13 protein-coding genes are annotated in these 14627 nt (G+C 62.7%); 5 read left to right on the plus strand and 8 right to left on the minus strand.

From position 1 onward, the window contains the following. Positions 1–1047 (plus strand): extracellular solute-binding protein, encoded by a 1047-nt coding sequence (locus tag FCU66_RS11435; protein ID WP_206077142.1) that lies wholly within the window; start codon positions 1–3, stop codon positions 1045–1047. 74 nt (positions 1048–1121) lie between these two features. On the opposite strand, the gene FCU66_RS11440 is transcribed toward FCU66_RS11435, so the two are convergent. Continuing rightward, entirely contained in the window at positions 1122–1823 is a 702-nt protein-coding gene (locus tag FCU66_RS11440; protein WP_136619310.1) for a GntR family transcriptional regulator, read from the minus strand. Positions 1824–1966: 143 nt separating this feature from the next. Here FCU66_RS11440 and FCU66_RS11445 point away from each other — a divergent pair, with 143 nt between their 5' ends. From FCU66_RS11445 to FCU66_RS11455, 3 genes are read left to right on the plus strand one after another with little or no spacing between them, the layout of a single operon-like run. Next, on the plus strand, positions 1967–2851 hold the full coding sequence (locus FCU66_RS11445; protein ID WP_136619311.1) for a fumarylacetoacetate hydrolase family protein: 885 nt from the start codon (positions 1967–1969) through the stop codon (positions 2849–2851). A gap of 28 nt (positions 2852–2879) precedes the next feature. After that, positions 2880–4154, plus strand: coding sequence for a metal-dependent hydrolase family protein (locus tag FCU66_RS11450; protein ID WP_136619312.1), 1275 nt, complete (start codon positions 2880–2882; stop codon positions 4152–4154). A gap of 11 nt (positions 4155–4165) precedes the next feature. Further along, positions 4166–4687 (plus strand): 4-vinyl reductase, encoded by a 522-nt coding sequence (locus tag FCU66_RS11455; RefSeq protein ID WP_136619313.1) that lies wholly within the window; start codon positions 4166–4168, stop codon positions 4685–4687. Between the two features lie 186 nt (positions 4688–4873). Here FCU66_RS11455 and FCU66_RS41070 read toward each other — a convergent pair whose 3' ends face one another. After that, positions 4874–5023, minus strand: a complete 150-nt coding sequence (locus tag FCU66_RS41070; protein ID WP_168991954.1) for a hypothetical protein — start codon at positions 5021–5023, stop codon at positions 4874–4876. 23 nt (positions 5024–5046) lie between these two features. On the opposite strand from FCU66_RS41070, the gene FCU66_RS11460 reads away from it, so the two are divergent. Next, a complete protein-coding gene (locus FCU66_RS11460; protein WP_136619314.1) occupies positions 5047–6609 on the plus strand; it encodes a GMC family oxidoreductase in 1563 nt (520 codons plus the stop codon). A gap of 64 nt (positions 6610–6673) precedes the next feature. Here the strand turns inward: FCU66_RS11460 and FCU66_RS11465 are convergent, their stop codons facing one another. From FCU66_RS11465 to FCU66_RS11490, 6 genes are all read right to left on the minus strand, one after another. Further along, positions 6674–8200 carry an aldehyde dehydrogenase family protein gene (locus tag FCU66_RS11465; RefSeq protein WP_136619315.1) on the minus strand — a complete coding sequence of 509 codons (1527 nt, stop codon included), beginning with the start codon at positions 8198–8200 and terminating at the stop codon, positions 6674–6676. Beyond that, positions 8197–9006 carry a creatininase family protein gene (locus FCU66_RS11470; protein WP_136619316.1) on the minus strand — a complete coding sequence of 270 codons (810 nt, stop codon included), beginning with the start codon at positions 9004–9006 and terminating at the stop codon, positions 8197–8199. The genes FCU66_RS11465 and FCU66_RS11470 overlap by 4 nt, the downstream gene beginning before the upstream one ends. Next, positions 9003–9977 carry an ABC transporter permease gene (locus FCU66_RS11475; protein WP_136619317.1) on the minus strand — a complete coding sequence of 325 codons (975 nt, stop codon included), beginning with the start codon at positions 9975–9977 and terminating at the stop codon, positions 9003–9005. Before FCU66_RS11475 ends, FCU66_RS11470 begins: the two co-directional genes overlap by 4 nt. Positions 9978–9990: 13 nt before the next feature. Beyond that, entirely contained in the window at positions 9991–11010 is a 1020-nt protein-coding gene (locus FCU66_RS11480) for a Gfo/Idh/MocA family protein (RefSeq protein ID WP_136619318.1), read from the minus strand. Further along, on the minus strand, positions 11007–13565 hold the full coding sequence (locus FCU66_RS11485) for an ATP-binding cassette domain-containing protein (RefSeq protein ID WP_168991955.1): 2559 nt from the start codon (positions 13563–13565) through the stop codon (positions 11007–11009). Before FCU66_RS11485 ends, FCU66_RS11480 begins: the two co-directional genes overlap by 4 nt. Before the next feature lie 116 nt (positions 13566–13681). After that, positions 13682–14627 (minus strand): sugar ABC transporter substrate-binding protein (locus tag FCU66_RS11490; protein WP_136625408.1); only part of this gene is annotated, 946 nt, incomplete at its 5' end.

The following is a 14627-nucleotide window of genomic DNA, read 5'->3' on the forward strand; positions in this document are numbered from 1 at the left end:
ATGACCAAATCGAAAGAAGGATTTTCACGGATAGCCCTCGCCACCGCCATGCTGGGGGCGATCACCACCAGCGCGCTCGCCGATGCCGGCGAACTGCACATCTACAACTGGACCGACTACACGTCGGACGAGATGATCAAGAAGTTCGAGGCTGAGACCGGGATCAAGGTCACCATCGACACCTACGATTCCAACGAGACCGCACTCGCCAAGCTGAGCTCGGGCGCTGCCGGCTACGATGTGATGATCATCAGCAACGATTTCGTGCCGATCTTCGTCAAACAGAAGCTGTTCCAGGAAGTCGATGCGGCGGCGATGCCGAACTTCAAGAATGTCGATCCGAAATGGCAGCACCGGTCCTGGGATCCGGATGCGAAATACACCGTGCCGTGGGTGTGGGGCACCACCTCCTATTCGGTCGACACATCAGTCTACAAGGGTCCGACCGACAGTTTGAAGCCACTGTTCGATCCGCCGGCGGAGCTCAAGGGCAAGGTCGGCATGTTCGGCTCGCCGACCGAGGTGATGTCGCTGGCGCTGGTCTATCTCGGCAAGGACCAATGCAACAGCAATCCGGCCGACCTGAAGGAACTCGATGCCTTGCTCGAGGCGCAAAAACCCTTCGTCAAGGTCTACAATTCCGACGGCATCGTCGAACGCCAGGTCGCCGGCGAGACGGTCATGCATGAGCAATGGTCGGGCAAGGCGCTGGCGACGCGGCAGCAGAAATCGACGGTCAAATATGTCTATCCCAAGGAAGGCGTTGTCGGCTGGATGGACAATGTCGCCGTGCCGACGACGGCGCCGAATGTCGAGAACGCCGAGAAGTTCCTCAACTTCCTGATGGACCCCGAAAACATCGCGCTGCAGCAAAAATACACCGGCTACCAGAGCGCGATCGCCGGATCGAACAAATATCTGGCGGCGGACATTGGCGGCTCGCCGGAGTTCAATCCGCCGGCTGATCTCAAAATCTCGTTTGCGCCGTCATGCGACGAGAAGGCGATCCGCGCCTATGACCGGATCTGGACCAATTTGCGCCAGTAGGCTCGTGACGCATACGCCGCTCGTGCAAACGGGCGGCGTCTTGCGTCCTGCCAGAGGAACTCGAAAATGGAACGCTACGCCCGCACAATCGTCTTGCGCGCCGGCAGGTCTTCGGCTTCCGCCGCGAGCAGGATGTCGGTGGTCACAGCCAGATGCGCCGCCAGCAATTCGCTTGCCTTCTCGGCATCGCGGTCGAGCACGGCAGCGGCGAGGTCCTGATGTTCCTTGCTGATGTTGCGGGCTCTTGGCGCCAGCGAGACCGAACGGCGGCGATAGCGCTCGCTCTGGTCGTAGAGCTGGTCGCGCAGGCGCAACAGCCAGCGGCTGTCGCAGCCACCGACCAGCGCCTTGTGGAAGGCCGCATGCGCCGTCGCCCATTCGTCGCTCGAATGCACCGGATCGTCCGGCGTGTGCTCGGGCGTGCGCGACAGCCGGTGGAGCGCCGCGACCAGCTGCGATTCCCAGGCGACGTCGCCGACCTCGATGGCGCGGCGGATGCACAGCGTCTCGATCTGGATGCGCGTCTTGGTGAGGTCGAGCAGGTCTTCGGCCGAGATGGGCGCGGCACGAAAGCCGCGCTGCGGTTCGGCCACGACAAGCCCTTCGGACGTCAGCCGCGACAGTGCTTCGCGGATGGCGCCGAGGCTGACGGAGAACTTGTCGCAGAGTTCCTGGACCTTGAGCCGGCTGCCCGGTGCAATCCGGCACGACAACAACTCGGCGCGCAGGTCCTCGTACGCGCCCTGGGTGAGATTGATCGAGCCTTCCCTAGCCATTGGTTCGCCCGCGGCCGAATCTGTCCATCGAATGCCTCATACATTATCTCAGGCAGAAATCAGAATGCAAAATAATATATTCTATGTTGACAGATATATAATTTCTGAACAAAGTCTAGCCTTCACAAGCGAGGATATGGCCAGTGCGATTTGCAGCCTATAAATCGACGCGAGGACCCGGACTGGCGATCGCATTGCCGGACGGCGAGTTTCGCGGCATCGACGAAAGCGATGCGATGTTTCCCGGACGGTTGGCGGACCTGATCGCCGAAGGCGCTCAGGCGCTTCAGGCGGCAGGCGAACGCCTGGCTCGCGGGCGGCGGGTCGATCCGCAATCCGTCGAATGGCTGCCGCCGATATCGGCTCCCGGCAAGATCATCTGCGTTGGCCTGAACTATGTCGACCATTCGATCGAGAGTGGCTTCGTGCCGCCGACCTATCCGACTTTGTTCGCCCGCTTCTCGACCAGCCTGATCGGGCATGGCGCGGCCATCCGTCGCCCGGAGGCCTCGATCCAGCTCGACTATGAGGGCGAGATGGTCGCCATCATCGGCAAGGCCGGCCGCCACATAGCCCCCAGCCAGGCGCTAAGCCATGTCGCCGGCTACTCCATCTTCAACGATGCCTCGATCCGCGACTTCCAGACCAAGTCGCCGCAATGGACGGTCGGCAAGAATTTCGACGGCACCGGCTCGTTCGGGCCGATCTTCGTGACGGCGGACGAATTGCCGCCGGGCGGCAAGGGGCTGCGCATCCAGACACGGCTCAACGGCGAAATTGTCCAGAACGCCTCAACCAACGACATGATCTTCGATGTCGCCTCGCTGATCTCGATCATCAGCGAAGCGATCACGCTGGAGCCTGGCGACATTCTCGTCACCGGCACGCCGGCCGGCGTCGGCATGGCGCGCAAGCCGCAGCTGTTCATGAAGCATGGCGACGTCTGCGAAATCGAACTCGAACGCGTCGGCATTCTGTCCAATGTGGTGGCCGACGACGTCACCGCCCGGCAAGCCGCCAACCAATAACCCCCGCCAACTCCGAAAGGACGATGTCATGACAAGAGTGATGTTTCGAAATGCCATGATCTGGGACGGCACGGGCGCTGACGCCTATCCGGCCGATCTGCTGGTGGACAATGGCCGCATCGTCACCATCGCACGCACGCCTGGGCAATTGTCGGGCGACGGCGCGACGACGGTGGAGTGCCGCGGCATGACGCTGATGCCGGGCCTTGTCGAAGGCCATGCTCACATTTCCTTTGGCGGCGCGATCAAGGATTCCGATCTCGGCCTGATCCCGCCCGAGGAGCATCTCCTGCTCACCATGCGCAATGCCAAGACCTTGCTCGATCATGGCTTCACCAGCGCCTACAGCGCCGCCACCTCGAAGCTGAGGCTCGACATCGTCATCCGCAACGAGATCAATGCCGGTCGCCTGCCGGGCCCGCGCATGCGCGCCGGCAGCCCCGAGATCACGGTCACCGGCGGCCTCGGCGACGAGCGCCAGCAGCATATGTATCACGAGAGCTTCGGCATGATCGCCGACGGCGTCGAGGAGATCACCAAGGCGGTGCGGCTGTGCTGCCGCGAGGGCGCCGACAACATCAAGATCAACATCTCCGGTGATGATCTGAGCCCGGCGGCGCATGGCGGCCTCACCGTCATGAGCGAGGCCGAAGTGATGACGGCGGTGTCGGTGGCGCGCGACTTCGGTAAGAAGATCAACTGCCATGCCCGCGCCGCCGGTTCGGTCAAGCGCGCGGTGAAGTGCGGCGTCGACGTCATCTACCACTGCGAATCCGCCGACGAAGAGGCGCTCGACGCGCTGGAATCGGCCAAGGACCGCATCTTCGTCGGCCCGGCCATCGGCATCATCTACGGCACGCTCTACGAGGGTGAGCCCTTCGGCTTCACCCATGAGATGGCGGTCAAGTTCGGCATGCAGCGCATCCTCGACGACAGCCGCAAGGTCTACACCGAACTGCGCAAGCGCGGCGTGCGCGCGCTGATCGGCGGCGACTATGGTTTCGCGCAGACGCCGCAAGGCACCAATGCCCGCGACCTCAAGCACTTCGTCGACCTGCTGGGATATTCGCCCAGCGAAGCCTTGCAGTGCGGCACGCGGCTCGGCGGCCAGGTGATGGGCCTTGGCGATGAACTTGGCATGGTCAAGGAGGGCTTCATCGCCGACCTTTTGCTGGTCAATGGCGACCCGCTGAAGGATCTCGACATGATGGTGCACGAGAAGAACCTCATCGTCATCATGAAGGATGGCGAGCTCTACAAGGACCAGTCGGCGTCGGTCGCTTCGCAGCGGCAAGCGGCTTAGGCCTGGGCACCATGCAGCCCGCGGTTCCGATCGATGTCGATGAGACAAGCGGCATCTGGCGGACCGACGGGCTGCCGATGGTCTACCTGCCCAGGCACTTCCTGGTGAACAATCATCTCGCGGTCGAGGAAGCCCTCGGCCGCGAGGCCTACCGTGCCATCTTGCGAGCATCCACGGCAAAGTCCGCCATCGAATGGTGCGAGGCGCAGCTGCGCGGCAAGGGCCTCGGCGCGGAAGCGACGTTCCGCCATTATTTCCAGCGCCTGTCGCAACGCGGCTGGGGCCAGTTCTCGATCGACGCACTGGATATTGCCGGTCGCCGTGGCAGCATCAGCTTGAGGAATTCGATCTTCGCCCTGGAGGCCGGGCAGCGGCCCGGCCAGCGCGTCTGCTATATGTTCGAAGGCTTTGTCACCGGCGCCTTCTCATTCCTGCTCGGTATCGCCGCGACGGCAGTCGAATGCCAGGAGACTTTCTGCGCTTGCGATGGCCCGCATGACCATTGCCGGTTCGATTTCACGGCCAGGCCATAGGCGGCTGCGGGGTGTTTGATCACCAGCGCTGATGCGCGTAGGGCTTGATATCCTGGTCGTAGATATCGCGGGTCTTGCCCATCAGTTCCAACGAAATCAATGGGTCTGGGCCTACTCTCCGGTAGGGCACGTCGATCTCCTCAAGGGGTGGATAGGGAAAAGGCAAGTTCATATACGAAATGATATTTACATATAAAACAAATCATGGTGATCTTGCCGCCGTGCAATGGCGGCTAAGGTAATCGGTTCCAGCGTCCGTCGCTGAGCCTGAATGCCGGCAGATGATGGTGCACAAAGTGAAATCAACATGATCTCGCGGTCGAGCCAGCCGTGCATTGGTCGGATCCGGGGAGTGCGGCATGCCCTTTGATGTCATCGTTGTCGGAGCCGGCGCAGCCGGGGCTGTCCTTGCCGCCCGGCTAACCGAAGATGCGGCCACGACCGTGCTTTTGCTGGAAGCGGGGCCGGACTACCGGAGCGGCGAGCAACCTGCCGAGATGGAGAGTCCAAATCCCTTCAACCTGCTGCTTCCCGATCATTTTCAGCAACAATACATGTATCCCGACCTGCTGGCTCGCCGCACGAAGCGGCAGGAGCATCGGGTCTACTGGCGCGGCAAGGGGCTTGGTGGTTCGACTTCCGTCAATGGGCAGATTGCCATCCGCGGCGTGCTCCATGCATTCGACCGCTGGGAGGAAATCGGATGCAAGGGCTGGTCGGGAGCCGACGTGCTGCCCTTCTTCTGCCGCTTGGAGGATGACCCGATCGCGGCCAGTTTTCACGGCAGCGATGGCCCGATTCCGATCTACCGCGCGCCAGTTGAAAGCTGGGGAAATGTCGACAAGGCCATGCGCCAAAGCGCGATGGCTCTCGGCCATCCCTGGCATGAGGATCTCAATGCTCCGGATGCCGAAGGGGTTTGCACCTATCCGATCAACAGTCGAGACAGCAAGCGCGTGTCGGTCAATGACGGCTATCTGGAAGCTGCCCGCGACCGGCCGAACCTCACCATCATCGGGCAGGCGACGGTGGACAAGGTGCTTTTCGATGGCAAGACGGCGATCGGCGTCTTGGCCATCGTGGCCGGTCAGGTTCGCAAATTCGAGGCGCCGCTGGTCATCCTCTCGGCCGGCGCCATCCACTCTCCGGCCATCCTGCAGCGCTCGGGCATCGGTCCGGCGGCTCTCTTGAATCGCAAGGACATCGAGGTGCTTGCTGACCTGCCGGTCGGCGAAGGTTTCTTCGACCATCCTTATTGCCGCATCGAACTGAGGCTGAAGCCCGAATTCAAGGCGACCGATGTCGATGCGCGGCATACCAACTGCTGTGTAAGGATGAGTTCCGGCGTGCCGGGTGCCGAGCGCGACGACATTCTCTACGTCGCCATGAACCATGGCGGTATCGGCGTGGAATCCGACAGCGCCCAGTTCGGCGAGGCCATGGTCAATCTGATCCTGATGGAGGCCAAGAGCCGCGGCACCGTGCAACTGCGCTCCGCCAATCCCTTCGACCAGCCGATCGTGGAAGAGAACATGCTGGACGATCCAATGGATCTTCAGCGCATGCGCATTGCCTATCGCCACCTTGGCGAGATTGCCCGGCAGGCGCCGATCCAGGCAATCGCCGAGCGCGTCCTGCTGGGGGATTCCGATCTGCCTTTGTCATGGCTCGAAACGGCAAGCGACGAGGAGGTCGACAATTTCCTGCTGGCGCAGTCTTCCGACGCACAGCATGGGATCGGCGGCTGTTGTATGGGACGGCCCGGCGAGGCCGTGGTCGATCCGCAATGCCGGGTCTATGGTTTTGAAGGGCTGCGGGTTATCGATGCGTCGATCATGCCGCTCGATTGCCAGGCAAACACCAACCTCACCTCGATCATGATAGGCGAGAAAATGGCCGACAGGCTGCGCCGGTCCATCTGACGGCTCGCTGCCGGACGGCATACGGTCGCGAGGGCAGGCCGCGCACTAGGCGCGGGCGTGGATGTCAGCGCGTGACATCCACGGTAATCGTCTTCAGGTCGCACATTTCCATCAGCGTGTGCCGACCCCCGGTGCGACCGAGGCCGCTCTGCGTCCCGGCGGCGCCGCCGGCAGGGATATGCGGCTCCCAATAACAGCTCATCTCGTTGATGTTGACGATGCCGACCTTCAGGCTTTCGGCAAAGGCAAACGCGTTCTTGATGGTGCTGGTGAAGACCGCGGCCGACAGGCCGTAAGGGCTGGACGCGGCAAGTTCCATCGCCTCCTCGTCGGTCTCGAAGCTCAGCACGGGTGCAATCGGCCCGAAGGATTCCTCGACATTGAGCAGGCTTTCCCGGGTCAGTCCTGTGACGATCGACGGCTCGAAATAGAGATTGGTTGCAAAACCTGATGCCACATTGCCGCCGGTGACGATATCGGCGCCACGCGCGCGGGCGTCCGCGATGTGGCTGAGCACCTTGTCGACGGCCACCGCATTGTTGATCGGACCCATCGTGGTCGCGGGATCGAAAGGGTCGCCCATTTTTACCTTCGAAGCCGCTTTCACGAGACCTTCGATGAAACGGTCATGGATGGATTTGTGCACCAGCACGCGTTCGGTGGCCGTGCAGATCTGCCCGGCATTGGCAAAGCAGCCGGCTCCCACCTGGGCGGCGGCCATGTCGATATCGGCGTCGGCCAGGACGATGGTCGGACCGTTGCCGCCCATTTCGAGCAGAAGCGGCTTGCCCGCGCCACGCCGGGCGATCGTCGCGCCGGTGGCGGAACTGCCGGTGAAGCCGATGGCATGGGTGCCCGGATGAACGACCGCCTCGTCGCCCACCTCCGCACCGTCACCCAGAACGAGGTTGATGACGCCATCCGGCAGGCCGGCCTCGATGAAGCATTCGACGAGTGCCGTGGCAATCAGCGATGTCGTCGGTGCGGGCACCCAGACGACGGTGTTGCCCGTTGCGACGGCCGGTCCGAGATAATAGAGGCAGGGCAGGGCGAGCGGGAAATTCCAGGGCGTGATGATGGCGAAGACGCCTTTCGGCTGCAGGAAACTGAAGGCGCGCTTGTTGGCATCGGCAAGCGGAAACGCTGCTGTCTCCAGCCACTTCATCTGCTCTGCCGCATTGCGGAAACCGAGAGCTGCTGCCGACGCTTCGGCCTTTGCCTCGCTGTGGAAGGGCTTACCCTGTTCCAGGCACAGCAGGCGCGCAAGCTCCTCGGCGCGCCTGTCGATCGCGTCGGCAATGCGCATGCACAGTTGAGCGCGCGCGAAGGTTCCCATCTTGCGCATGGCCTCGCGTGCGCCTTCGGCGGCTTTCACCGCGCGACCGACATCTGAGCGGGTGGAAAGTGAGAGATAGCCGAGATGCTCGCCCGTCGAAGGGCTGTCGATTTTCAGGAATTTGCCGGAGCTGCCGGCAATCCACTCGCCGCCGATGCGGTTGATGCCGATGCGGGCGGCTGCTTCCGGCTCCGACACGATCGCCATGCCGCGAAGGTTGGGACCGTCGAGAGAAGATTTGAAATGAACTGTCATCGTGCGTTCCTTTGGCCGAATTCGGATTGGATGTTCAAAATGGCAGCGCGGCTGCGCTCCACGGCTGCGATGAAAAGTCTGCTGCCGGCCTCCGCGCTCGCCTGCGATGGCGTGCCGATGACGCCGTTGTCGCGTATGGCTTCGAAACGGCGCCAGACGGTGACGGCCGGCGCCGCGTAAAGGTGAGGATCCGGCCAGGATGGCGGGGTGCCGCCTGGCGGGATGAGATCGCGGCGAACGCTGTTGCCGAGCACATGCATCATCAACGACGTTTCAAGCGCGCAAGCGTGACCTGTGCCCGTGGCCATGTCGGGCAGAGCCTCCGCCGCCACGTCGGCGATGAGATCGAAATACGAGAAACCCGCCGTGACGATGCCGCGCTGGCCAAGGGTGGTGATCGCCACCTGGATGGCGGCGCGGTTTCCGCCATGGCCGTTCAGCATGACCGGCAAATAGCCGTCTTCGGCAAGGCAGGTGCAGAGATCGACGAGAACGGCGATGAAGGTCTGCGGGCTGAGGCTCATCGTGCCGGAGAAAGAGCGATGATGCTCGGACGAGCCATAGGCGAAAGGTTCGGCAACGCGGATGGAGGCCTGTCCTTCCGCCGCGGCGAGAGCAACCGCTTCTGCAAGCCAGCAATCGACGCCGAGCGGCAGATGCGGGCCATGTTGCTCGACAGCGCCGAGCGGCAGAATGACGACGGGTTTAAGCACGCTGGCGGTCGCGTGTCTTTCCGTATCCGGCGAGGTCATCAGCGCAAAGCTGGAGCTGGGCGGGATCGGCAGGGCCGGAACTGGCTCGCTCATCGTGCGGCCTCGACAAGCCGGGCCTTGGCGTAGGTCATGCCGGAATCGGCCAGAAGAGCGACCATGATGATTGCACCCTTGTAGAGTTCGAGGCTGGAAGGGTCCGTGCCGAACACCCGAAGCGCTGTCGTCAGCAGGCTGACGATCAGGGCGCCGACGACCGCGCCCCACACCGTTCCCCTGCCGCCGAAAATACTGGTGCCGCCAAGCACGGCCGCGGCGATCGCGTCCAGAAGCAGCGAGGTACCGCCGATATTGGGCGTCACCACCGGCACCCGGCTGATCATGATCACTGCCGTCAGGAAGACGAAGATGCTGGAGGCGCAATAGACGAGGATCGTGTGTTTCCTCACCGGGATGCCGGCAAGTTCCGCGGCTCCGGCATCCGACCCGAGCGCATAGGTACGCAGCCCGAAACGGCTGTGCCGCATCTGGATTGCTGCTACGGCGATGATCAGGAGCGTTGCGAAGATGACGTTGGGAATGCCGAAGCTGCGCTCGATGCCGACGGCGCGAAGCGTCGGATCCTTCAGCATCAGGACGCCTTTGGAGGCAACGGCAAGCGTTGCGCCCTGCAGCGCGACCATTGTGGCCAGCGTCGTCACAAAGGGTGGTATTTTCAACAGTGCAATAACGACGCCATTTGCGAGGCCGATCACGACCATCACGGCAAGGCCGACAAGAAGGGCTAGCGGCAGGCCGACGCCGCCGTCGATCAGGCTGGCGATGAAGACGGCACAGAAGGCGACGCCGACGCCGGCGGACAGATCGATGCCCGCCGTCAGCAGGACGATCAGGGCGCCAAGCGCCAGGATGGCGATCGGGGTCGCCTGTGCGACGATGTTGATGAGACTGGCAGTCGAAACGATGCGGGCGTCGATGAGCGCGAAGATCGCCAGCAGGATGACCAGCAGGATCAACGGCGAGAGATCGAGAAAGCGCCTGCACCAGATGTTCTGTTGGCGGGTCATGACGGTTCTCTCATCAGATGTGCCAGTCTTCGACCGGTTCGCGCAGGCCTGATTTGACGCTGCGCAGAATTGCATCGTTGACGGCGACGGCGCGCAGGGCATCGCCGACCGACATCACGAAGGGGGTGTCGTCGCGAACCGCCGAAATGAAATGGTGGACCTCCTCGAAGAGATCCCCGGTGATACGGCCATTGACGGTCGGCCAGTGCAGGGCGTCGGGTTGCGACCACTGTCCCCGCGACAGGATGCGCAGACCGTGGTCGCGCACGTCGAGGTCGATCATGCCCTCAGTGCCGATGATTTCCGTGCGTGCCCAGATGCCGGTCGGAGCGGTCGGTGGCAGCGTCCAGCCGAAATAGAGCTGTCCGCTCATTCCGTTCGACAGCTCGACGGTGGAGAAGATCGCATCTTCGGATCGAACCCCGAGCGAAGGCATGAGCTTGGCGACCGGGCGGGAGTAGACGGCGATGATGTCCGAACCCGAGATCCATTGCAGCGCATCCACGTCATGCACGCCGAGGTAGAAGCAGACGCTCGACTTTCCGTTCATGCGAAGACCGACTTCGCGATTGGTGAAACGGCCGCTGCTGCCGTGGATTGGCTCGCCGATCCGCCCGGATTTTACCGCTGCCGCGGCTTCGCAATAGCGCGGGTCGAACCGCAGGATGTGGCCGACCAACAGGCGCGCGCCGCTTCTTTCAGCTGCTTTGGCGATCGCTTTCGCGGCCGAAAGTTTGTGGGCCATCGGCTTTTCGAGCAGCACCGGCTTTCCGGCATCGAGCAGCGTGCGGCAGACGTCTTCATGCAGCGTGTCGGGTGCCGCCACGATATAGGCGTCGGCGGCATTGGCAGTCAGCGCGGCGGCGGCATCGCGGAAGTGCCGGGCACCGAAATCGGACGCGGCCTTGCTTGCCGTGGCAGCATTCGGATCAACGAATGCCGACAGTTCTGCGACAGGGCTGGCGGCAACCACCTGCGCATGCAGGAGGCCCATGTAGCCGGCACCAACAATGGCGATCTTCAGTTTGCTCAAAGGGCGCTCCCTACAGGCATGGTGCAAGGCTGGATGCTGGCCGGGGCCGTGCTGGCGGGTGGCGCGATCTTGCGATCACCGAAGGCGTGCGTCATCACGTCTTCTTCCGTCGCCCCTCGCGCCAGCGTGCAGACAGAGTGGCCTTCGCGCATGACGACGATGCGGTCGGCGACGCCCAGAACCTCGGGCAACTCGCTCGACACCATGAGGATCGCCGCGCCCTCGACCTTCAATTTTGCGATCAGGTGATGGAGTTCGGACTTTGCCCCGACGTCGACGCCGCGCGTCGGCTCGTCGAGCAGGATGATTTTCGGCTTGGTGGCTAGCCATTTGCCGATGACGACCTTCTGCTGATTACCGCCGGAAAGCTCGATGGTCATCTTGTCGGGCTGGGCCGGCCGCACGCCGAGTGAGCCGATGAGATCGCGCGCGAGAGCCAGGATGCGGCGAGGTCTCAGCAGGCCAAAATAACTGTTGTCGCGAATCCAGGCGAGAGACAGGTTGTCCCTGATCGACATCGTGCCGACGAAGCCTTCCAGGTGCCGGTCTTCGGGTATGTAGACGATGCCGGCGCGATTGGCGGCCTTGGTATCGCCGCCGGCCTGCAGCGCGCCGAAAATTCTGAGCGTGCCGCCGTGCATTGTCTCGAGGCCGGCAATCAGCCTGAGCACCTCGGAGCGGCCGCTGCCCATCAGGCCGGCGAGAGCGACGATCTCGCCCCTGCACACGCTGAGCGTGGCCGACTTCAAGAGCTTGCCGTTGGAGATGTTGCTGATCTCGATAGCGGTTTCGCCAACTTGCGTTTCGAGATAGGGGAAGATGTCGCCGACATCGCGCCCGACCATCATCGAGACGATCTCGGCCTCGTTGGTCTGGCGGGTCTGGCGCTCGCCGATGAAGCGCCCGTCACGCAGAACGACCACGCGGTCGCACTGGCTGAAGATCTCTTCCATCTTGTGGGAGATGTAGAGGATACCGGCTCCGCGAGCTCTCAGTCTGTCGATCAGGTCGTAGAGCTGGTCGCGTTCGCGATTGGAGAGCGCGCTGGTCGGTTCGTCCATGATGAAGAACCAGGCATCGGACAGAACGGCACGGGCAATTTCCACCATCTGCTGGCGTCCGACGGAGAGCGTTCGCAGCTCCGCGGCAATGTCGATATCGAGCGACAGCTCGTCCATGATGGCTTTGGCATCGCGCCGCATCCGGGCCCGGTCGAGAAATCCCAGGCGGGTGTGCGGTTCGCGGCCGATGAAAAGATTCTCCGCCACCGTCAGGTCCGGCGAAAGGCTGAAATGCTGATGGATGACGCTGATGCCCTTGGCGTCGCTGGGGGAGTGGAACTGGACGGCGTTGCCGTCGATGACGATCTCTCCCTCGTCCGGGCGATGCAGGCCGGAAATGCACTTCACAAGCGTCGATTTCCCCGCCCCGTTCTCGCCGGCAAGTCCGACCACCTCGCCGGCCGAGACGGCAAAGCTGACACCGTCGAGTGCCTTGACGCCCGGAAAAGACTTGCCGACGCCGCGCAGCGCGATGCTGTGTTTGCCGACCGGTGTTGCGGCATTGTTGCGGGGTGACGGGACGGACTTGCGGCCACTGGTCTTGAACAGGGCGGCAACACTCTCCGGCTGGCTGGTGAGAACAGCCACCAGGATGAGGCTCGCGGTCACGAAATAGATCAGAATCTGCGGCACCTGCAGGAATGACAGGCCGGTGTTGATGACGCCCAGCAGCAGTGCACCGATCGCCGTTCCCCAGATGGAGCCCTGGCCGCCGGACAGCTTCGTGCCGCCGATGATCGCGGCTGTAATGGCTGTAAATTCAAGCCCGGTGCCGGCAAGCGGCTGTGCCGAACCAAGGCGGCCGATGGTGAGGATCGCGCCGAGCCCGGCTGTCGCACCGGCAATCAGGTAGACGGAGATGCGCACGAGGTCGACGGGAACCAGAGAGGCCCGCGCTGCCCCCGCATTGCCGCCGATCGCATAGATCCAGCGCCCGTACACCGTGCGATTGAGCACGAACCACCAGAGGCCCAGGCAGATGGCGGCGATGATGACGGAGACCGGCAGGAGGCCGATTGTCTCGCGTCCCGCGAAAAGCAGGACCGGATCGGCGACCGCGATGCTGGATGCACCGGAGAGACTGAGCGCCAAGCCGCGCGCAAACGCCATGGTGGCGAGCGTCGCGATGAAGGGGGAGATGCCGGCAAAGCCGATCAGCGCTCCATTGAGCAGACCTATCGCGGCACCGCCACCGATCGCGGCGAGAAGGCTCAGACTCGCCGAGCTGGTTGCCGTGTAGGCAAGACCCGCGGCGATGCCGGAACAGGCGAGGTTGCTACCGACGGAAATGTCGATGCCGCGCGCGATGATGACGGCCGTCATGGCAAATGAGATGAGAGCGATGACCGCACTCTGCTGCGCGATGCTGACAAGATTGCCGGTCGACAGAAAGCGCGGATCGATCCAGCCGAAGACGGCGATGGCGAGCAGCAGCACCGCGATGAGAACTGGTTCGTTGCGCCGCAGAAATGGAGAGGTCCAGGACTGGAACATGGGTCGGTCCTCTTATCAAGCATCATGCGCGGTCACCGCGGAAGCGGCGACGGCGATCGTCAGGAAAAGGGGACGCCGGATGATACGTCATCCGGCGCTTGTGCCGCTTTAGGCTGCTACTTTGCCAGGGTCATGGCGGTCGCCGGAACCTTGGGACCGAGTTGCTCGGTATAGTTCTTGGCTTCCACCGCCTCTTTGTCGGTGTTGATGTATTCGAAGGTGAGGCCATCCGCCTTGAGCTTCGCCGCCGTCGCGTCCGAGGTCACGAAATAGGTCGGCATGTAGAGATCCTGCGGCAGCTTTTCTCCGTTGGCCAGGCGAGCGGCAACGGCGATGTTCCAGTAGCCGACACGATAGGCGCCGGTCAGCACGTCCATCACCATCTTGCCGTCGTCGATCAGCGGCTTCATCTCGGCGTCGCCGTCATAGCCGCCGTAGAGCAGCTGGGTTCCCATCGAGCTGGCAACGGAATCGGCTGCCAGGCAAAGGCTGTCGGAGATGCAGCCGATGGCCTTCAGATCCGGATAGGTGGTGAGCCAGGTCTGGGCGGCATTCGTTGCCTTGGCTGCGTCCCAGCCGGTCGGCTCGATGCCGACGACCTTGATGTCCGGAAACTCCTTTTTCAGGGTTTCGACGAAGCCCTTTTCGCGCGTGTCGGACACGAAGTTGCCACGTGAACCGACGAGCAGAGCGACTTCGCCCTTGCCGCCAAGCGACTTGCCGAGCGCGCGGGCAACCATCGACATGTTGTCGTAGTCCGGATAGAGCGTCGAAAAGTTCGAGCCGGCCTCGACCTTGTTGCCCATGGTGATCACCGGAATGCCGGCAGCAGTGGCTTTCTGGATGACCGGAATGACCGCATTCTTGTCGATCGGATCGATCAGGATCGCGCTGACGCCCTGATTGATGAAATTCTCGATGATGCTGACCTGTTTTTCCAGACTGCCCTCGGCGCTCTGCCAGGTGGATTTCACCCCATAGTCAGCGGCAGCCACGTCGCCCGCTTCCTTCATGCGGACGAAGAAGGAATTCTGCAGGTCGATTGCCGCGAGCCCCAGAACC

The sequence above is a fragment of the Mesorhizobium norvegicum genome (genome assembly GCF_004919685.1).
In the GTDB taxonomy this organism is placed as follows: Bacteria; Pseudomonadota; Alphaproteobacteria; order Rhizobiales; family Rhizobiaceae; genus Mesorhizobium; species Mesorhizobium norvegicum.